Source organism: Antarctobacter sediminis (assembly GCF_019218285.1).
Classification (GTDB): domain Bacteria; phylum Pseudomonadota; class Alphaproteobacteria; order Rhodobacterales; family Rhodobacteraceae; genus Antarctobacter; species Antarctobacter sediminis.
This window is the reverse complement of record NZ_JAHUZG010000002.1, coordinates 780,277-799,234: the sequence shown is the minus strand read 5'-3', so window position 1 is coordinate 799,234 and position 18,958 is coordinate 780,277. Positions and strand designations below refer to the sequence as shown.

At 63.9% G+C, this 18,958-nt stretch carries 21 protein-coding genes; 8 read left to right on the top strand and 13 right to left on the bottom strand.

Going from position 1 to position 18,958, the window contains the following annotated elements; all coding sequences use genetic code 11:
* Positions 1-14 precede the first annotated feature (14 nt).
* The 4 genes from KJP30_RS11780 to KJP30_RS11765 all read right to left on the bottom strand — a co-directional run bounded on the left by KJP30_RS11780 (position 15) and on the right by KJP30_RS11765 (position 3,082).
* Complete coding sequence (locus KJP30_RS11780) at positions 15-917, bottom strand: 5-bromo-4-chloroindolyl phosphate hydrolysis family protein (RefSeq protein ID WP_218449478.1); 903 nt, start codon at positions 915-917, stop codon at positions 15-17.
* Between the two features lie 191 nt (positions 918-1,108).
* Positions 1,109-1,957 carry a DUF4079 domain-containing protein gene (locus KJP30_RS11775; RefSeq protein WP_218449477.1) on the bottom strand — a complete coding sequence of 283 codons (849 nt, stop codon included), beginning with the start codon at positions 1,955-1,957 and terminating at the stop codon, positions 1,109-1,111.
* Between the two features lie 11 nt (positions 1,958-1,968).
* Complete coding sequence (locus KJP30_RS11770; RefSeq protein ID WP_218449476.1) at positions 1,969-2,166, bottom strand: hypothetical protein; 198 nt, start codon at positions 2,164-2,166, stop codon at positions 1,969-1,971.
* Between the two features lie 103 nt (positions 2,167-2,269).
* A complete protein-coding gene (locus KJP30_RS11765; RefSeq protein ID WP_218449475.1) occupies positions 2,270-3,082 on the bottom strand; it encodes a pseudouridine synthase in 813 nt (270 codons plus the stop codon).
* An 85-nt stretch (positions 3,083-3,167) separates the two neighbouring features.
* Between KJP30_RS11765 and KJP30_RS11760 the strand changes: the two genes are divergently transcribed.
* The gene (locus KJP30_RS11760) at positions 3,168-3,617 is read left to right on the top strand and encodes a nucleoside deaminase (protein WP_218449474.1); all 450 of its coding nucleotides are present in this window, start codon (positions 3,168-3,170) and stop codon (positions 3,615-3,617) included.
* A gap of 3 nt (positions 3,618-3,620) precedes the next feature.
* Entirely contained in the window at positions 3,621-4,166 is a 546-nt protein-coding gene (locus tag KJP30_RS11755; protein WP_218449473.1) for a pseudouridine synthase, read from the top strand.
* A gap of 8 nt (positions 4,167-4,174) precedes the next feature.
* Here the strand turns inward: KJP30_RS11755 and hemF are convergent, their stop codons facing one another.
* The 4 genes from hemF to clpS are packed head-to-tail and all read right to left on the bottom strand — an operon-like array spanning position 4,175 to position 7,290.
* A complete protein-coding gene (gene hemF, locus KJP30_RS11750) occupies positions 4,175-5,056 on the bottom strand; it encodes an oxygen-dependent coproporphyrinogen oxidase (protein WP_218449472.1) in 882 nt (293 codons plus the stop codon).
* Positions 5,057-5,114: 58 nt separating this feature from the next.
* Positions 5,115-5,915, bottom strand: coding sequence for an SDR family NAD(P)-dependent oxidoreductase (locus tag KJP30_RS11745; RefSeq protein ID WP_218449471.1), 801 nt, complete (start codon positions 5,913-5,915; stop codon positions 5,115-5,117).
* A gap of 40 nt (positions 5,916-5,955) precedes the next feature.
* Positions 5,956-6,945 carry a class I SAM-dependent methyltransferase gene (locus tag KJP30_RS11740; RefSeq protein WP_218449470.1) on the bottom strand — a complete coding sequence of 330 codons (990 nt, stop codon included), beginning with the start codon at positions 6,943-6,945 and terminating at the stop codon, positions 5,956-5,958.
* Between the two features lie 21 nt (positions 6,946-6,966).
* Complete coding sequence (gene clpS, locus KJP30_RS11735; protein WP_246594544.1) at positions 6,967-7,290, bottom strand: ATP-dependent Clp protease adapter ClpS; 324 nt, start codon at positions 7,288-7,290, stop codon at positions 6,967-6,969.
* 126 nt (positions 7,291-7,416) lie between these two features.
* Between clpS and KJP30_RS11730 the strand changes: the two genes are divergently transcribed.
* Positions 7,417-8,115: an HAD family hydrolase gene (locus tag KJP30_RS11730; RefSeq protein WP_218449468.1), complete on the top strand. Its 699-nt coding sequence runs from the start codon at positions 7,417-7,419 to the stop codon at positions 8,113-8,115.
* Between the two features lie 322 nt (positions 8,116-8,437).
* Positions 8,438-9,892: a D-alanyl-D-alanine carboxypeptidase family protein gene (locus KJP30_RS11725; RefSeq protein WP_218449467.1), complete on the top strand. Its 1,455-nt coding sequence runs from the start codon at positions 8,438-8,440 to the stop codon at positions 9,890-9,892.
* 70 nt (positions 9,893-9,962) lie between these two features.
* On the opposite strand, the gene KJP30_RS11720 is transcribed toward KJP30_RS11725, so the two are convergent.
* Both KJP30_RS11720 and rpsU read right to left on the bottom strand, forming a co-directional pair.
* Complete coding sequence (locus KJP30_RS11720) at positions 9,963-11,675, bottom strand: alpha/beta hydrolase (RefSeq protein WP_218449466.1); 1,713 nt, start codon at positions 11,673-11,675, stop codon at positions 9,963-9,965.
* A gap of 235 nt (positions 11,676-11,910) precedes the next feature.
* Complete coding sequence (gene rpsU / locus KJP30_RS11715; protein ID WP_005614280.1) at positions 11,911-12,117, bottom strand: 30S ribosomal protein S21; 207 nt, start codon at positions 12,115-12,117, stop codon at positions 11,911-11,913.
* A 117-nt stretch (positions 12,118-12,234) separates the two neighbouring features.
* On the opposite strand from rpsU, the gene KJP30_RS11710 reads away from it, so the two are divergent.
* Both KJP30_RS11710 and KJP30_RS11705 read left to right on the top strand, forming a co-directional pair.
* The gene (locus tag KJP30_RS11710; protein WP_218449465.1) at positions 12,235-12,915 is read left to right on the top strand and encodes a COQ9 family protein; all 681 of its coding nucleotides are present in this window, start codon (positions 12,235-12,237) and stop codon (positions 12,913-12,915) included.
* Between the two features lie 101 nt (positions 12,916-13,016).
* Positions 13,017-14,003 (top strand): NAD(P)H-quinone oxidoreductase, encoded by a 987-nt coding sequence (locus KJP30_RS11705; protein ID WP_218449464.1) that lies wholly within the window; start codon positions 13,017-13,019, stop codon positions 14,001-14,003.
* A gap of 69 nt (positions 14,004-14,072) precedes the next feature.
* Here the strand turns inward: KJP30_RS11705 and KJP30_RS11700 are convergent, their stop codons facing one another.
* Positions 14,073-14,927 carry a DUF2189 domain-containing protein gene (locus KJP30_RS11700; RefSeq protein ID WP_218449463.1) on the bottom strand — a complete coding sequence of 285 codons (855 nt, stop codon included), beginning with the start codon at positions 14,925-14,927 and terminating at the stop codon, positions 14,073-14,075.
* A gap of 149 nt (positions 14,928-15,076) precedes the next feature.
* A complete protein-coding gene (gene hemC / locus KJP30_RS11695) occupies positions 15,077-16,033 on the bottom strand; it encodes a hydroxymethylbilane synthase (protein ID WP_218449462.1) in 957 nt (318 codons plus the stop codon).
* A gap of 143 nt (positions 16,034-16,176) precedes the next feature.
* Between hemC and hemE the strand changes: the two genes are divergently transcribed.
* On the top strand, positions 16,177-17,205 hold the full coding sequence (gene hemE / locus KJP30_RS11690) for a uroporphyrinogen decarboxylase (protein ID WP_218449461.1): 1,029 nt from the start codon (positions 16,177-16,179) through the stop codon (positions 17,203-17,205).
* A gap of 5 nt (positions 17,206-17,210) precedes the next feature.
* Here the strand turns inward: hemE and KJP30_RS11685 are convergent, their stop codons facing one another.
* Positions 17,211-18,272, bottom strand: a complete 1,062-nt coding sequence (locus KJP30_RS11685; RefSeq protein ID WP_218449460.1) for a YeeE/YedE family protein — start codon at positions 18,270-18,272, stop codon at positions 17,211-17,213.
* Positions 18,273-18,508: 236 nt separating this feature from the next.
* On the opposite strand from KJP30_RS11685, the gene KJP30_RS11680 reads away from it, so the two are divergent.
* Positions 18,509-18,949, top strand: coding sequence for a cupin domain-containing protein (locus KJP30_RS11680; protein WP_224874150.1), 441 nt, complete (start codon positions 18,509-18,511; stop codon positions 18,947-18,949).
* Positions 18,950-18,958 lie beyond the last annotated feature (9 nt).

The window sequence follows — 18,958 nt, the reverse complement described above, 5'->3', positions numbered from 1 at the left end:
CCCGTTCAATAAATTCATCTTCTGTCGAGGTGAACGCCTTCGCGTTGCAGCCGGTCGCGCAACACCTCGATTTCCACGTTCAAGTCTTCGTTATTGTCTGCCAGCAGCTTGTCGATCTTCTTGTCAAAGCTTTCTTCGAGATCTGTCAGCAGCATCATGTAATCGCTTCGCGCGTCGCGGTCCTGTTGGCGCGAAAAAATATCGGCAAACTTCACCGTCGCGTCACGCGCGCCCATAAGATAAACGCCAAGGAACTTCTTGGCGCCGGTCAGATCACGCGGATCTTCCTCGACGGTGCGGATCATCTCACGCACCTTGACCACGAACCGGTCCACGCGGGTTTCCACCTGACGGTCGCCTGCGCGTTTCACCGCGTCGGTCATGGCAGTCAGATAGCTTTCGGCCTCATCCACCACCTTGGCCACGCGATCCTGCGTGAAGGTGTCGATGCCTTCCATTCCCTTGTCTTTCATCGGGTCGATGCCGAATGCGCCAAGGTGCAGGATACCTGCCGCGCCACCAAAGATCAGCGGCGCCAGCAGGCCGGGCTCCGACCGCCATGCCGCGATTCCGGCACCAATGCCGCACAGCGCGGCGGCAAAGATCTTGCGTGGGATAGCCGGACGTCGCGCGACCTTGCGGTCGTGAAAGGCCGCTTCGGCGATCAAACCGTCGCGCAACAGCCATGCGCCAAGGATCAGCGATGCGGCCCCGGCAAGCCCTGCGGCCATGCCGATGGCACCGTCATTGATCGAAAGGATCGCCAGAACGACGCCGGGAACAAAGAGAACGTTGGACCGTGCCCCCGCCGGTGACACACGTGCGCCGTGATAAGCCGGACGCTCGTCATGCGGGCGCGCATCGGGGCCGTCAGACTTGCCGTCGGGGCTGAATTTTCCACCAAACCGCTGGGCCATGGGTTCAAAGCCCTCCCAGCCAACCGGTTGCCACTCCGAAAAGCAGCACGATCAGCAGGATATAGCTCACCTTTTGCAAGGCGTTACCAGACATCGCACTCCCCGGGTATCGGCGCTTGCCTGCGCCTTTTCACTCAGCAACTTAGGGGCAAAATGCTGCGCTTGCTAGGGGGAAGTCCGACCCGAACGGCTCAGGCGGCGGATTCCCGTGGCATCCGGTCGATGAGCATGTCCGCCTGCCGTTCAAAGGCATCCCGGGCGCCCCGGACGCCGTTGTGAACGGCAAAGGCCTCGAAGCTTTCGGTCATGACCTCAAGCTTGGCAAGAAAGCGTCGGCGGGCAAAAGCCTTGCCCTGACCGGTCCACGCGGTTTCCAGCCGGCGGACCTCTTCGTCGAGGATCGCGATGACCTTGCGCACCGGCCGGTCAAGGCGCGCCGAGGTTCGGGCGTCATCCGTGGTTTGCCGCATCGGGCGCAGCACCAACCGGCGCGCGGCCTCGATTTTCAGCGTCAGGGCCGGATCCTCCAGCGCGGCAATCCGGTCGACCAGCGCAGCCATGGCGGTTTCGGCACTGTTCAGGGCGGCCACCTGCCGGGCGCGCTCTGACCCCTTGTTGCGCATCGGGTCCAGCCCAAAGGCGGCAATCGCAAGGCCGACGGCAATCAGACCCGCCAGCGCGGGCATCCAGAGATTGTCGTATTTGTGGCCGGCAAGAACCATCACGACAAAGCCGATCATCAGCGATCCGATCACCTTGCGCGGGATGCGGGGGGCTTGGGCCACCTCTGCACGGGCATAGTCGTGGTGAACCTGTTGCCCCGAAGCGATCAGGCGCAGGGCCAAGGAAAAGACCCACATCAACGCGATTGCCGTGGCGATCCCGGCAAAGGATTCCTGAAAAACCCAAAGCAACAGGGGAAAGGCAGCGAGGAAGAGAAAGTTCAAACCGAGGTCAAGCTGCGCGCGACTGTCGGACAGTCGTCCGGTCTGTTCCCCGGTTTCTGCTTTTGCCGTCTTGTCGATCTGCGCCTGCGCCATTGTCGGCCCCCTCAGGTATAGCTCATGATGAAGATCATCAGCCACAGCGCGAAATAGGCGACGTGCCGGGTCAACTGACCGCTTTGTCGGGCATGTCGAGCATAGGTCTGGACCGCATCAAAGGTGTCCAGCGCGACCATGCGCAGGTTTCCGACGACCAGAAGGGCCGAGGCCAGTAGAATCGCGAGGGCTATGAAAGTTGTCACCATGAGGACAACTTTCGTGTGAAACCGGGCGAAACCGGGGCAATCGTCAGGAAAAAGAAAGAAAAGTTAACAGAAGGTTGCCAAACCCTGTGGGTTTGGCGCCGCGTTAACCCTTTTTCGGCGGTCGCCGCCGCGTGACATTTCGCTTTGGCGGGCGAGAGGGTTTGGCCGTTCCGGTGGGCTTTTCCGCATCAAGGCCAAGCTGGTCTCGCAGGATCTTGCGGCGGACTTCCTGCACTTCGCCCTGTTTCATCTGACCAAGCTGGAACGGTCCGTAGGACACCCGGATCAGGCGGTTCACCGTCAGGCCGATGTCGGTCATGGCGCGGCGGATCTCGCGGTTCTTGCCTTCGCGCAGGCCAACGGTCAGCCATGCGTTTGCGCCCTGCTGCCGGTCTAGGCTGACCTGCATCGGCTGGAATTTCTGGCCGTCAACCTCGATCCCGTCGCGCAGGGGTTTCAGCATGTCGTCGGTCGGTCGTCCGTTCACCCGGACCCGGTACTTGCGCAGCCAGCCGGTCGAGGGCAGTTCCAGCTTGCGCTTGATGCCGCCGTCGTTCGTCAACAGCAGCAAACCTTCGGAGTTGAGATCCAGCCGGCCGACGCTCATGACCCGGGGCAGGTCTTCGGGCAGGTCGTCGTAGATCGTGGGGCGGCCCTGTTCGTCGCGGGTGGTTGTCACCAGTCCCGTTGGCTTGTGGTACAGCCACAGCCGTGGTTCTTCCGGGGCTTCCAGCGGCGTGCCGTCGACGGTGATCTTGTCCTTGTCCGTGACGTTCAGCGCGGCGCGGTCGATCGTCTTTCCGTTCACCGTCACGCGGCCTTCTTCGATCATGCGTTCGGCCTCGCGTCGGCTGGCGCGGCCGGCACGGGCAATGACCTTGGCGATTCGCTCGCCCTTGGGGGTGGTGTTCTCCATGAGGTTCCATAACGCAGGGCGGCGTCGGGGGAAAAGCCGCTTTGAAGCACCTTCCCCCGCTTCTCTGCCCGCGTTAACAGGTGCCATGACCTTCCGCAGCCACATGGACATCGCAATGGACGAGGCGCGCGCAGCCGCCGCCCGTGGCGAAGTGCCGGTTGGTGCGGTTCTTGTCGCCCCCGATGGCAAGGTGATCGCACGGGCCGGGAACCGGACCCGCGAATTGAACGATCCCACCGCCCATGCCGAGATGCTGGCGATCCGTGAGGCCTGTGCCCGGCTGGGGGCGGAACGTTTGCCTGACCATGATCTGTACGTGACGCTGGAGCCATGCCCCATGTGTGCCGCCGCCATCGGGTTCGCCCGCATCAGGCGATTGTATTACGGGGCATCGGATCCGAAATCGGGCGGGGTCGGGCAAGGGCCGCGGGTGTTTTCGCACTCCCAGTGCCACCATGTCCCCGAGGTCTATGACGGCATCGGGGGCGAGGACGCCTCGGCCCTGCTGCGTGAATTTTTTGCGGCGCGGAGGTAGCGCATGGCCCGAGTGATCCTGTTCAACAAGCCGTTCGGCGTGCTGTCGCAATTTACCGACAAGGGCAATGCGGACAGCCCGCGCACCACCCTGTCCGAGTTCATCGATGTTTCCGGCGTCTATCCTGCGGGGCGGCTGGACCGGGACAGTGAGGGTTTGCTGGTGCTGACGGATGACGGGCGGTTGCAGGCGCGGATTGCCAGTCCCAAGTTCAAACGGCCCAAGAGCTACCTTGTGCAGGTCGAAGGCACGCCGCAGCCGGACCAGATCGAAGCGTTGCGCAAGGGTGTCACGTTGAAGGATGGACCGACCCGGCCCGCGGGTTGCGTGGCGCTTGACCCGCCCGATTTGTGGCCACGCGTACCGCCGGTGCGTTTCCGCAAGACCGTGCCCGATGCCTGGTTACAACTGACGATCACCGAGGGCCGCAATCGGCAAGTGCGCCGCATGTGCGCCCATGTCGGCCTTCCGTGCCTGCGGCTGGTGCGCTGGTCTGTCGGTGACTGGACGCTGGACGACCTCCCGCCGGGAGAATGGCGGGAGGCCTGACGCTCGGTTCAGATCCACTTCGCCAGCGGTGGAAGGCTCATCAAAACGGCATTGGCGTCATGGCCGGTGGCCAGTCCGAACTTGGTGCCGCGGTCATAGACGAGGTTGTATTCGGCATAGAGGCCCCGGTGGACCAGTTGTGTCTCTTTGTCGGCCTCGGTGAAATCCTGCACCCGGCGCTTTTCGACCAGCGGCAGAAAGGCGGGCAGGAAGGCGCGACCGATGTCCTGTGTCAGGGCGAAATCCGCTTCCCAGTCGCCGGAGTTGCGGTCGTCCATGAAGATGCCGCCGACGCCGCGGGCGCGGTGGCGGTGCGGGATATAGAAATACTCATCCGCCCAAGCCTTGAGCTCGGGGTAGAGCGTGTCGCCATGCGGATCCAGATGCGCCTTTTGCGTGGCGTGGAAATGCGCGGTGTCCTCATCGTATTCGATGCAAGGGTTCAGGTCCGACCCGCCGCCGAACCACCACGCCCCCGGGGTCCAGAACATACGGGTGTTCATGTGGACGGCGGGGCAATGCGGGTTCTGCATATGGGCGACAAGGCTGATGCCCGAAGCCCAAAAGCGCGGGTCCGCCTCGATCCCCGGCACGCCGCGCGCGGCCATGGCCTTTTGCGCGGCCTCGCCAAGGGTGCCGTAAACGGTGGACACGTTGACGCCGACCTTTTCAAAGACGCGCCCGCCGCGCATGACGCTCATCAACCCGCCGCCTGCATCCGAGCCGTCGTCTGAGGCGCGTTTGGTTTCCGTCACTTCAAAGCGACCCGCGTCCATGTCGGAAAACGGACCGACGGCATGGCTGTCCTCCAGCGCCTCGAAGGCCGCGACGATCTCGTCGCGCAGCTGGCGGAACCATTGACTTGCGCGGGTCTTTTCAGCGTCCATCATGCGGAATTCTCCCTTTTCAGGGAGGTGTAGGCCAGCCCGGCTGCGGGAACAAGAAGGCTCAGTGCGCCGGGGCGGCCACCGGATCCAACAGCGTACGGCCGCCGTCGACGGTCATGATCTGCCCGGTGACAAAGCCCGCACCTTCGCAGGACAGGAACTGCACCGACTCGGCCAGTTCGCGCGGGGCGGCGATCCGGCCCAGCGGCGTATGTTCTTCGATATCCGAGCGATAGCTTTTGTGCTCGCGCAGCGTGTCCTTGAGGCTGGCGGACATGACCGAACCAAAGGCCACGGCGTTGACCCGGATGCGATGCGGCGCCAGCGCCACCGCCATCGAGCGGGTCATCTGGTCCAGCGCCGCACAGGAAACGGAATAGCCCAGAAGCTCGGGGTGGGTGCGGCGCGCGGCGATGGACGACAGGTTCACGATCGCACCGACCTGGCCTTCGTCTTGTCCTTCGGCCTGTTTGATCATGCGTTTGGCCACCAACTGAGTCATGCGATAGGCGGTGGTCAGGTTCTGCGTCATCAGGGTCTCGACTGTATCATCCTCAAGATCCAGCGGATCCGAGGTCAGCAACTGGCGCGAGCCGTTGATCAGGATGTCGACACGGTCGAAGGCATCCAGCGTCGCCGACAGCAGGTTGGCCATGGTCAGCCGTTCCCGCAGGTCACCGGCAAAGTAGCGGATCGCGCTTTCGTCGGTTTCGTCACCGCATTCCTTGTAAAGCTGCGGCTCGTCCATGTCGGCGAGCATGACGTTTGCGCCCTTGTTGGCGAAATGCCGGGCGATAGCCAGGCCGACGCCGTTCGCAGCGCCGGTGACAATCGCGGTCTTGCCTTCGATGGAGAAACTCATTGGGGGCCTCGTGAAGGTTGCCCGGTCAAGCTAGCCGGGATCAGCGCCGCTGGCGAGTGGGCCGCGCGGCGTGCAGGATCTTGAAGCGGTTGTCGCCGCCAATCTCTGACGACTCTCGGAACGAGTCGGCAAGCGCGGCCTCATAAGGCAAGTGGCGGTTGGCGACAAGCCAGAGCCGGCCGTGCGGCGCCAGCAGGCGCGCCGCCGAGGCGATAAAAGCACGGCCCAGATCGGGATCTGCCTTGCGTCCCTGATGAAAGGGCGGGTTCATGATGACGCCGTCCAGCGTCGGCGAAACCGTCCAATCCGTGGCGTCGGCCCAGTGGAACCGCGCGCGCGGATCGCTGACGTTTTCGCGGGCGCAATCCAGCGCGGCTTTCTCGGCCTCGACAAGATGCAATTCGGTGATGCTGTCGTGGCCCAGGATCTGGCGCGACAGCCAACCCCACCCGGCACCAAGATCAGCAAACCGACCCTTGAGATTGACCGGCAGCGCGGCGGCCAGCGCCTGCGAGGCCGGATCCGGGCCATCGGCGGAAAAGATCCCCGGCGCCGTCAGATCGCCAGAGGACAGGCGCGCCGGTTCGCGGAACCAGTCCGACAGATCGGTGCCCCCGTCGAACCACAGGCATTTGCCATGCGCCTTGGACACCTGACCCTGAATGGTAACGCGGCTGCGAAGGGCCTTGGCCAGTGCCTCGATTCCGTCGGTCTTGGCGCCATTGACCACGACCAAACCGCCCGGTGTCAGCGCGCTGGCGCGGGCGATGCGGTCCTCGGCCAGATCACGGGCGCGCGGCAGGGTCACGATGGCCGCGGCATAGGGGCCTTCGGGTGAGGTTCGGGCTGTCACTCCACGGCGCAGCCACGCCGCATGGTCGGGAAAGCAGGTCTGGATAACGTCGATGCGCGACGGGTCCAGCCCGTCCAGCGCGACGTCGCCGGGCGCGCCGATCAGCGCGATGGACCCGCTTTCCGGCAAGTCGAGGCCACCGGAGGCGAGGGCGAAGGAGAGACGATCTGCTGACATGGGGCGGAATGGCGCGGGGGCCTATTCCTTCTCCATCGTGCATTGCAGAGGGTGCTGGTGGCGGCGGGCGAAATCCATCACCTGACCAACTTTGGTCTCTGCGATTTCATGGCTGAAGACGCCGACCACGGCGACGCCTTTCTTGTGAACGGTCAGCATGATTTCGAACGCCTGGGCATGGGTCATGCCAAAGAACCGCTCCAGCACATGCACGACGAATTCCATGGGCGTGTAATCGTCGTTCAGCAGCAGCACCTTGTACAGCGGTGGCCGCTTGGTCTTGGGCTTTGTCTGAACGGCAACGCCGGCGTCACCCTCGCCGTCATCGGGCGTGGTGCCGGTCATCGTGAACGTCCGTGTGATGGGGGCGTCGGTCATCAGGGCAATCGCGCTTTGGGTTTCCGTGTTCGGCCCCTGTATATAGGGTGAGAGGCATTGCCGAAAAGGGGGCCGTTCGGAGCTGCATACAAGATGGCGGGAAAACTTCAAACAATCGGTTTCGATGCCGACGATACGCTGTGGCACAACGAACGCTTTTTCGTGCTGACACAGGAGCGATTCGCAGACCTTCTGCGGGATTACGCAGAACGCGACCACCTTGCCGAGCGCCTGATCGAGGCAGAGCGGCGCAATATCGGCCACTATGGGTTCGGCGTGAAGGGATTCGTCCTGTCGATGATCGAAACCGCCATCGAGGTGACCGAGGGGCGGGTTCCGGCCTCTGTCATCTCCGAGTTGATGGCGGCGGGGCGCGAGATGCTGGCGCATCCGATCGAATTGTTGCCCCATGCGCGCGAAGCGGTCGAGGCCGTGGCCGAAACGCATCACCTTGTCCTCATTACCAAGGGCGACTTGCTGCATCAGGAGCGCAAGCTGGCGCAATCCGGGCTGGGCGAGTTGTTCGACGGCGTCGAGATTGTTTCGGACAAGCAACCCCAGACCTATGCGCGGATCTTCGGGCCGTTGCCCGGCGGGGCCGAGGCCGCCATGATGGTAGGCAACTCGATGAAATCCGATGTTGTGCCGGCGATCGAGGCAGGGGCCTGGGGCGTTCACGTGCCACATGACCTTGCCTGGGCGCTGGAGCACGCCGAGCCTCCCGAGGCCCCCAGGTTCCGCAGCGTGACGGATCTAGGGGATCTGCCGGACCTCGTGGCCGAGATCGGCTGAGTCCCGTGGGGACCTTGCGAGTCGCCACATTTCCGCCTCAATTCGCCACAATCCCGCCGCATTGGCCGGTCTTGGGGCTTGTTTCCGGGGAAAACGCAAGATGTTGCGGCTGCCCCTTGGTAAATATCATTAAAAATCAGGGCATTGCGGCCTTCTCTTGAAGCCTTTCTCGTGTTAGCATCCTATTAACCATGGAACCCGCAAAATGGGTCCGGGACAAAAGCAACAACCCCAACCGAAAAATCGGGGGGACGAGGCAGAAAGGCAGTGTATCGTGACGGGACGTCGCAGGCAGACGGGCCATTGTGGCCTGTATCTCTTCATGTTCGTGTGGCTGGTGGTTTTGTTGCCGCTCAGCGTATCGGCAGCGCCCTACGCCGCCATGGTGATGGACGCACGAAACGGGAAGGTGCTGCATGCGCATAACGCGGACACGCGGCTGCATCCTGCCTCTTTGACCAAGATGATGACGCTGTATATCGCCTTTGAGGCGGTACAGAACGGCGAACTGACCATGGACACGCTGATCACCGTGTCCCGCAAGGCCGCCGCCGAAGAGCCGTCCAAGCTGGGCTTGCGGGCGGGACAGAAGATCAAGCTGCGTTATCTTGTGCGTGCGGCGGCCGTGAAATCCGCCAATGATGCCGCCACCGCCATTGCCGAAGGGATCGAAGGATCCGAGGCGGCCTTTGCCCGCCGGATGAACCGGACGGCCAAGGCGATGGGGATGACCCGCACGACCTTCAAGAATGCGCACGGCCTGACCGAAAGTGGCCACCTGTCGACGGCGCGGGATATGACCATTCTCGGGCGGCACGTGATCTATGACTACCCGCAGTACTACAATCTTTTCTCTCGCAAGACGGCAGATGCGGGTGTGCGGAAGGTCAGCCATACCAACTCGCGCCTGCTGAGCTCTTATCGGGGGGCCGACGGGATCAAGACCGGATACACCCGCGCGGCGGGGTTCAACCTTGTTGCCTCGGCCGAACGCGGCAGCGAGCGGGTGATCGCCACGGTTTTTGGTGGCCGGTCCACGGCGTCGCGCAATGCACGCGTGGCTGAGCTTTTGGATCTCGGGTTCAAGGAATCGCCGAAATGGGCAAAGAAGCGTGACCCCAAGCGTCCGCCCTATCTGGGCAAGGGGGCAGGGGCAGGCGGCATCGTCGTGGCCAACACCTCTGACCCGGCCCCCGGCACGCGCGCCAAGTCGATTCGCGTGGCCTCGGCCGCTGTGACCCGCAGCTTGCGGCCCATGGCACGCCCGGGCAGCACCGTAGACCCGGCAGCGGTTGCGCCGTTGGTGGCCCGCGTCGAAGAAGACATCGAACGCGAACTGATGGAGGTTGCGCAGGTGTCGGACACCGCACCGGTGGCCGAACCGCCGGACGTGACCGAGATAGCCGTCGCCGCACCAGCCGAATCGCGCAAGCCAGTGCAGCGGCCCGTGGCAATGGCCGCCGCCGCGACGCTGAATTTCAAAGATACACCAACCCCCGCCCGCGAGGCCGAGGTTGTCACACGTCTGTCCACGTCAGGTGGGCGGCACTGGGGCATCAATATCGGCCGTTTCCCCAGCGAATACACGGCACAGAAGATCCTGCTGAAAACGGCGCTGAGCGAAACGGCTACGCTGGACGGTGCCTCGCGCAAGGTTGTTCGCGGCAAGACCGGTTTCGACGCCACCTTCATGGGGCTGACCCGCGACGGGGCCGAACTTGCCTGTCGGCGTCTGCAAGCGCGGCAGATGACCTGTTTCATGGTTGGACCCGGCTGATCCGGGGGGGCATTGGACATGAAAAAGCCGGCCGCGTTCAGACGTGGCCGGCTTTTTCATTTTGTGGGGGTCAGCGGACTGTTTCGAGGATCAGTTCGATGACGCTCATCACCCGTTCCACACGGCTTTCTTCGGACAGCAGGTCGGCGACAAGGGCACGCAGTTCATTGCTGGTCTGAAGATGACGCGCCTGCGCGTAAGAAATCACGCCGATCAGGTCATTGGAGGGGCAGACGCCCTCGCGATATTCCCAGACCGTACCATTCAGGGCCGAACGCGCCTGTAGGCCACAGCGGCGTTCGGGCGGCACGTCCTGCCAGAACAGTGTCATGATATCGACAAGGGCCGAACTGTCGTTCGAGAAATAGTTGTGCGCCAGCATGTCATCGCCCAGCGAGGTCATGTCGATGCTGTCGAATGCCGGGTGAGACAGCAGCACGTCGCCACCCAGACCGGCGCGCGGTGCCGAACCATGCAGCTTGCGCGAGGACACCAGCGCCCAGTCCGTCGACGAGGCATAGAGCGTCATCCGCCGCGCGAGCGGCGAGAAGGTGCCCGCCATGGCGCTGAACAGGTCCGCGTCGACGTCTGGCGCGGCAAACATGACCTGATGGAGGATCGGCTGGTCTCCGGGCCGGGCATCGCGGCGCAGCGCCATGATTTCAAGCGCGTCGGTCAGGGCGCGGTTGCCCATCGAATGCGCCACGACGTTGATCGACCGCGCGCCCGAGCGCAAAACCAGATCTTCGAGAAAGCGCGCCAGACGACGGCCCGACAAACGCACCACCGCCGCATCGGCGTTATAGCCGATGGTGGTGTCGCGAGAGGGCCATGAGAACAGCACCGGCACCGTGCCGTTGCCCATGTCGTGTACCATTTGGGCGGTGCGCTGCGCGGCATATTCGAAGCTGGTGTTGTAGCCATGGATAAAGACCAGCAGATCGCGCTGGCTGTCATCCTCGAACTCTCCCTGCAATCGTCCAAAGAAACTGTCGGGATCGACGGGTTCGACCGATTTCAGAAGGATGTGTTTGGAAGGATTGGCGCGGAACTCCAGCCGCCAGATCGAGGGGCGTTCGACTTGGCCTGCGACGTGGATATTGGGGATCGTGACTGTCGCCACCCCAAGGTCCAGACGGTCGCCACGTTCGCCTCCGTAGAAATCGGCCGGGTGCGCGGACCCGGTGCGCGCGCGGTCGGTGGCATAATAGACGTCCACCGCGTGAAACCCGTCACCGGCATCGCTGAAGGCGGTTTCGAGCGACGGTGATTTCAACGCCTCAAGAAACTCTTCGGCCCGTTCCGCGGTCTCTTCGTCGTCCATCAGAACAGCGAGGCGCATCAGTTCGGCATAGAGGTCGCGCAGGATGGCGTCACTGCGCCCGGTTTCCTGTTCGGCGGCGATGGCGGCCTCGATCATCGTGCGGGCCGAGCCGATGGCGCCCTGCGACTCATAGATACGTGCGGCCTTGACGAAGGCCGGAACCGGATCCTCACCCAATTCATTGCGGGCAAAGGCGCGGGTACGGGCCAAGTCGGCCCAGGCGTCGCTGGCCTGCACATAGCCCAGCCCGTCCAGCAGATCGGCGCGCAACTGCATCAGGTCGACAAGAATCTGCATCTGTGGCGGAGTGCCCAGAACACGTGGATCGCTCAGCGCGATGTCCACCTGTTGCAAGGCCTGGAAAGGGTCGGTCCCGGCCAGAGAGTCCAGCGCGATGACCCGGCTGATGTCCTGCGCCCTTCCGGGGGCGGGGGCCACCGAAAGACAGGCAAGCAACATTAGAAATACGGATCGGGCAAGCAGCATCGTCATCCCTCGCGGGCAGGAGAATCCATTCGGGGAATGATTATGCGGGCTTGCCGAGTCGGAACAAGGTGGGGAATTCCCGCGCTTGTCGCCGCAGCGCGCTTTTGCAGGACACCGGCGGCAAAGTCGGGCGCAAAACTGGCCGGCAAAGAAAAACCCCCACGGCGGGACCGCAGGGGTTTTAACGATTATTAGTGCGTTCGGTTGCTTACAGCAGCCCTTCGCGCTGGGCCTTTTTGCGCGCCAGCTTGCGGGCGCGGCGAATCGCCTCGGCCTTTTCACGGGCTTTCTTCTCGGACGGCTTCTCGAAATGTTGCTTGAGCTTCATTTCGCGGAAAACGCCTTCGCGCTGCAGCTTTTTCTTCAGGGCACGGAGCGCCTGATCGACATTGTTGTCGCGAACACTGACCTGCATGTGGTTGTCACCACCTTTCTAGGTTGAAGTTGCAAGGAAGATTGCAGGAGGTGGCCCTATAGCAAGCACCGGCCTATTTGTCTAGGCTGACGGAGCAACATAAGGAGACCCCTCCCGATGCCTGACACCGCAGACAAGATCCTTGATGCCGCGCTGATGCATGTGCCCTTTGACGGCTGGTCCGAAGAGAGCTTTCGCGCCGCTGTGTCCGATGCTGGCGTGGATCCCGTGGTGGCCTGCGGATTGTTCCCGCGCGGGGCGGTCGATCTTGCCGTGGCCTATCACAAGCGCGGTGATGCCGAGATGCTGCGCCGGATCGCGGCGGCTGATCTGGACGACATGCGGTTTCGCGACAAGGTGGCCTTTGCCGTCCGCGCGCGGATCGAAGCAGTGGATGATCGCGAGGCTGTCCGTCGTGGCACCACGCTGTTCGCCTTGCCGCTGTATGCGCCGGACGGCGCGCGGCTGATCTGGGGCACGGCGGATGCGATCTGGACCGCGCTGGGCGATACGTCGCGCGATTTCAACTGGTACACCAAGCGGGCGACGCTGTCGGGGGTCTATTCCTCGACGGTGCTGTATTGGCTGGGCGATGATTCCCTTGGTGCCGAAGCCACCTGGGACTTTCTGGACCGCCGGATCGAGGACGTGATGCGGTTTGAGAAGTTCAAGGCACAGGTGCGCGGCAACCGTCTGCTCAGCGGACTGATGGCGGGGCCCGGCCGGGTGCTGGATCGCGTCAAGGCTCCGTCATCGCGCGACGAGGACCTGCCGGGCGGCACGCCGGTATCTCGCTAGGGGGCCGTCTGCCCGTGCGCAATCGGCGCAGGGCACGGCGGCGAAAGCGCTTTTCCGACCCTGTGCGGCTTGCTACCAAACCGCAAACAGGGAGGCTGACCATGTCAGAAATGATGCGCGCCATCGAGATCACCGAACCCGGCGGGCCCGAGGTTCTGAAGCCAACGGAACGTCCCGTACCACAGCCGGCGGCGGGGCAGGTGGTTCTGAAAGTGGCCTATTCCGGGGTCAACCGTCCCGATGCGCTGCAACGCGCCGGCAGCTATGCGCCGCCTCCGGGGGCATCCGACCTGCCCGGGCTGGAAGCCTCGGGCGAGGTTGTGGCGCTGGGTGCCGGCGTCGACAATATCGCGCTGGGTGACAAGGTCTGCGCGCTGCTGCCCGGTGGCGGCTATGCCGAATACGTGGTGACGCCCGCCGCGCATTGCCTGCCGGTGCCCTCCGGCATGGGCATGAAAGAGGCGGCCTGCCTGCCGGAGACCTTTTTCACTGTCTGGTCCAACGTCTTTCAGCGCGGCGGTTTGCAGGCGGGAGAGCGGTTTCTTGTGCATGGCGGCTCCAGCGGGATCGGCACGACGGCCATCCAACTGGCGCATCACTTTGGCGCGCGGGTCTTTGCCACCGCCGGGTCCGAGGCCAAGTGCAAGGCCTGTACCGACCTCGGCGCGGAACGGGCGATCAACTATCGCGACGAGGATTTCGTCGAAGTGCTGCGCGCCGAGGGCGGCGCCAACCTGATCCTCGACATGGTGGGGGGCGATTACCTGCCGCGTAACGTCAAGGCGCTGGCCGATGACGGGCGGTTGGTGCAGATCGCCTTTTTGCAGGGACCCAAGGTGGCGTTGAACTTTGCGCAGGTGATGATGCGCCGCCTGACCATCACCGGCAGCACGCTGCGCCCGCAAAGCGACCTAGCCAAGGGGCGCATCGCCGATGCGTTGCGGGAAAACGTCTGGCCGCTGTTGGACGCGGGCAAAATCGCCCCTGTCATGGACAGCGAATTCGCGATGGCGGACGCGGCCGCCGCCCATGCCCGGATGGAAAGCTCGGGCCATATCGGCAAGATCGTGTTGAAAGTGGCCGGGTAAGCGCCCGAGGCGCGGACCGAACCGAAATCAAAGGCGCGGCGTCAACCGGGGCGTCGCGCCTTTTGTTTGTCAGACCACAGCGCGGCGGTAGAGGTGCCATGTGGCATGTCCCAGCACCGGCAGCACAATCACCAGTCCCAGCAGCATCGGAATGCTGCCAAGCACCAGCCCGGCGGCGACGATGCCGCCCCAAGTCAGGATGACGCGGGGGTTTTCGCGCGTCACCTGCACCGAGGTCAGCACCGCCACCGGCAAACCAACCCGGCGGTCAAGCAACAGCGGGAAGGAGACCACGCTGGTGGCAAGCACGGTCAGGGCAAAAACTCCGCCTATGGCGCATCCGATCAGGGTCATGGCGATGCCGGCGCCGGTCATGAGATCCCCGAGGAAAGAACCGAGCGAGGCCGGCGCCTCTGGCCCGAGGGTCGCGCCATAGACATGCCCGGCCACGACCATCCAGAGGCAGAAAATCACCGCGAGGTAGAGCCCCATGACAACGATCGAAGCAAAACGCGGACGTTCGACGACCTTGAGGGCGCTCAACCAGCCGATTTCTTCGCCCTGTTCGCGGCGGCGGCTGATTTCATAGACCCCGACGGCAGTAACCGGCCCCAGCAGGGCAAAGCCTGCAATCAGCGGAAAGATCAGTGGGATCAGCGACATGTGCAGGGCCGATACCGCCAGCCCGATGCCTATGATCGGATAAAGTAGCACAAGGAACATCACGTCGGTGCGGCATGCCTGAAAATCAGCCCATCCGGCGCGCAGCGCGGCGTGCAGATCCTCCATTGTCAGTTGCCGTGTTCGCGGCCGGGTCATGGTTTCGACGCCGCCAAGCCGTTGCGTCGATTGTGCGGCGTGACGCCCGGCCAGGCCAAGGGCCTGCGCCACCCATGTTCCGGGGTTTCCGATGGTTTGTGTCATGCGTGCTCTCCTTTGGACGGGAAACGGCGTCAAAGGGGCGGGGCCGCCGCGCGGCGACGGTCGGGCCGGTCAGACGCGCTTATGCGTCAAAAGGTAGCACGAATTGCCGGAAATGCCTATCACGCTGGTGAGAGGCCGGTTTCCGGCGATCAGGGCTTGTGGTCGAAAAAGCCGTCGCCTGCCTGCGCTAGCAAGTCGGCGGCCAACGCCTTGCCCAGATCTGCGCCCTGTTCGGCGGGGCCGTCGACCTCGCCTGAAAAGGCCGCAGAGCCATCGGTTTTCAGGATCTCGCCCCGCAGGTTCAGGCTGTTGCCATCCAGCTCCGCAAGGGCCGCGATGGGCGTTTCGCAAGAACCGTCCAGCGCCGCAAGAAAGGCGCGTTCTGCGTTCAGGCGCAGTTCTGTCGGGCGATCGTGGATGGCAGCCAGCATGTTGGCTGCGCGGCTGTCATTGGTCCGGCGTTCGATCCCGATGGCGCCCTGCGCCACGGCGGGCAGCATGTCCTCGGTGGCGATGGGCGTTTGCGGCACATCGCTCATACCCAGACGGTTCAGACCGGCGCAGGCAAGGAAGGTGGCGCGGGCCACACCGTCGTTCAGCTTTTTCAGCCGGGTTTGCAGGTTGCCGCGAAACTCGACCACGGTCAGGTCGGGACGGCGGTGCAGCAATTGCGCGCGACGGCGCAGCGACGAGGTGCCGACCACGGCCCCGGCGGGCAGGTCATGCAGGCTGTTGGCGTCGGGACAGATGAAAGCATCGCGCACGTCCTCACGCGGGAGGTAGCAATCCAAGATCAGCCCCTCGGGCTGTTCCGTCGGCATGTCCTTCATCGAATGGATGGCGATGTCGATCCGGCCCGCCAGCAGCGCCTCTTCGATTTCCTTGGTGAACAGGCCCTTGTTGCCGATCTCCTTCAGGGGGCGGTCGGCGTCGATCAGGCTGCGGTCGTCGCCGGTGGTCTTGATGACCACGATTTCGAACGCCTCTTGCGGCAGGTCGAAGGCGGCGGCCAGCCGGTCGCGCGTTTCATGGGCCTGTGCCAGCGCCAGCGGCGAGCCACGGGTGCCAAGTTTCATCGGGGTCGAAGCGGTGGGCAGATCGGTCATGCCTTGGGATTAGCGCGGGAACACGGGAAAGGAAACGGGATTTGCGCCGGATGCCTGCGGCACGCGCGCCCGGTGGGGTCTCGCCGCTTGACACCGGCGGGCTAGCATTGGACCACGACGAACGAACGAGAGGAGCGACCCGAATGACCAAGACGATCCTGCGGGCCCTTGCGGGCGAAACGCTGCCGACCCCGCCGATCTGGATGATGCGGCAGGCCGGGCGCTATCTGCCGGAATACAAGGCGACGCGGGCCGAGGCCGGGGATTTCCTGTCGCTCTGCTACAACCCTGAGCTTGCCACCGAGGTGACACTGCAACCGATCCGGCGTTACGGGTTCGACGCGGCGATCCTGTTCGCGGACATCCTGTTGCTGCCGCAGGCGCTGGGCATGGACCTGTGGTTCGTCACCGGCGAAGGGCCGCGCCTGTCGACCATCACCAGCGATGCGGATTTCGACAAGCTGGGTCGGGGCGAGATGATCCATGACACCTTGAACCCGGTCTACCAGACGGTGCGCAACCTCTCCGAACGGCTGCCGTCGGAAACGACGCTGATCGGTTTCGCGGGCGCGCCATGGACAGTGGCAACCTACATGATCGCCGGGCAGGGGACCAAGGATCAGGGCCCGGCCCATGCGCTGAAAGCCGAGAACCGGGCCTTGTTCGAAAAGATCATCGACCGGCTGACCGAAGCCACCATCGACTACCTGTCGGAACAGGTGAAAGCCGGGGCCGAAGTGGTCAAGATCTTTGACAGCTGGGCCGGATCGCTACAGGGCGAGGATTTCGACCGTTATTGCACCGCGCCCGCGCGGACCATCACGCAAGAACTGAAAAGCCGCTTTCCGGGACTGCCGGTGATCGCCTTTCCGCGGCAGGCGGGCGACAAGTACATCGGCTTTCATCAGGCCACCGGGGCAGATTGCGTGGCGCTGGACGACAGCGTGACGCCGGAATGGGCGGCGGAACATGTGCAGGTGTCGGGCTGTGTGCAGGGCAACCTTGCCTCGTCGCACATGGTGACGGGCGGGCAGGCGCTGGTCGAGGAAACCCGGCGTGTGGTCGATGCTTTCTCCAAAGGGCCGCATATCTTCAACCTTGGCCACGGGATCACGCCGGATGCGGACCCCGAGAACGTTCAGCTGATGATCGACACGGTGCGGGGAAACTAAATTGCTCAGACGTGGGCGGGCTGGCCCCGCCCACCCAGGATGGCGTCCATGCTCATGCCGCCTATCCACATGCAGAACAGCGCCAGCCAGGCAGTGCCTGCAAAGATCGACCCGCCCGAGACACCCGCGCCGATGGCGCAGCCCCCTGCCAGCATTCCGCCAAAGCCCATCAGCACGGCGCCGATCATGGCGTTGCGCATGGGGGTCGGACCCTCGAAGCCTTGAAACTTCAGCTCCTTGTTGGCGGCGGCGGCAAGAAAGCTGCCCAGCACCACGCCCGGCACAAGGCCAATGTCGAATTCCAGCACCGAATTGCGGTCGAGGAAGAACATCAGCGTGTTGGCCGAGGGGCCGGTGAAGGTCAGGCTTTCGATCTGCACCGGGTCGAAGGCGGACTGGCTGAGCGCATAGGTCAGGCCATAGCCCACGGCGGCGGCAAATCCGACACCCGAGGCAAAGACCAGCCGTGAGAACCCGATGCGGTTTCGGCGCGACAGTTCCAACGCCAAAAGGGCAATGGCCAGTCCGATCACCAGCCCGGCCTCCCGCGGGAGGTGCAGCGCTGCCAGCAGGTCCATGTTGCGGCCACCGCTGGTGACCCAAAGCGCGGCGAGCTTGTCGCGGACCGGGGCCAGCCAGCCGGTCAGCGACATCTGGGCAACGACCGCAAAGATCAGCCCCGAAACCACCGACCGCAGGTTGCCCGTGGCGGCCAGCACCAGCAACCGACCGGAACAGCCGCGCGCCAGAACCATGCCCGCCCCAAAGAGAAGGCCGCCGATGATCGCGCCTGACCAGCTTCCCGGCACAGCCATCATGCGCGCGTCCGACGTATCGAGCAGGCCAAACAGTTGTGCCCCCTGAACCCAGACGACGGCCGTGGAAAAGGTCAGCAGCCAGACCGCGACCTTGTCTTTCATCATCCCGCGCGCAAATTCGACGGTGGCCGCGCGCAGGCAGAACCGGGACCGCTGTGCCGCGATGCCGAAGATCACCCCGGTGATCAGGCCGAAAAAGGCCGCCGTCGGATTTTCTCCGATGCGTTCGATCAGGGGGACAATATCCATTCCGGCACCTCCTTGCGCGCGTTGCGCAGCGTGATGCACCGGTTCGGTGGCGCTCTGCCTTGATGCAGATCATGCCCGCGCAATGTCGGTGACGCAGCGGCAATGGTCGCGATCGGGACAGCCTGAAAATTCTTCGCACGCGCCCGTTTCGAATGCGACCACCGGGTCGTTTTTCGGCCAGTCAGGGGCGCGCGATTCGGTCCAACTGCCTCCCAGTTCAGCCCATGGAGACAGCCATGACCCAGACAGAGACCGCGCAATTCGAACTGACCGCCGCCGCGCTGGCCGCCCTGCCGGTTATCGCCAATGCCAACCATGCCCCGTTGGAAGGCGGCGAAGATCCGGCCTTTGGGACGGTGCGCTGGAAAACGTTGTTCTGTGCGGATCGCACCCAGACTTCGGGCATGGTTCTGGGCGTGGCCGAGTTCGGCCCCGAAGGCACGCTGCTGCCACACCGTCATGGCCCGTCCGAGATCTATTTCGGGCTGGATGGGTCGGGTGTCGTCACCATTGACGGCGTGGCGCATGAACTGACGCCGGGCATGGCGCTGTATATCCCCGAAGACGCCGAGCATGACACGGTTGCCGGGCCCGAGGGGCTGCGGTTCCTCTATGTCTTTGCCAAGGATCGCTTTGCCGAAGTGGAATACCGGTTCTCTGCCGCTCAGGCGACCTGAGCCGCAGGC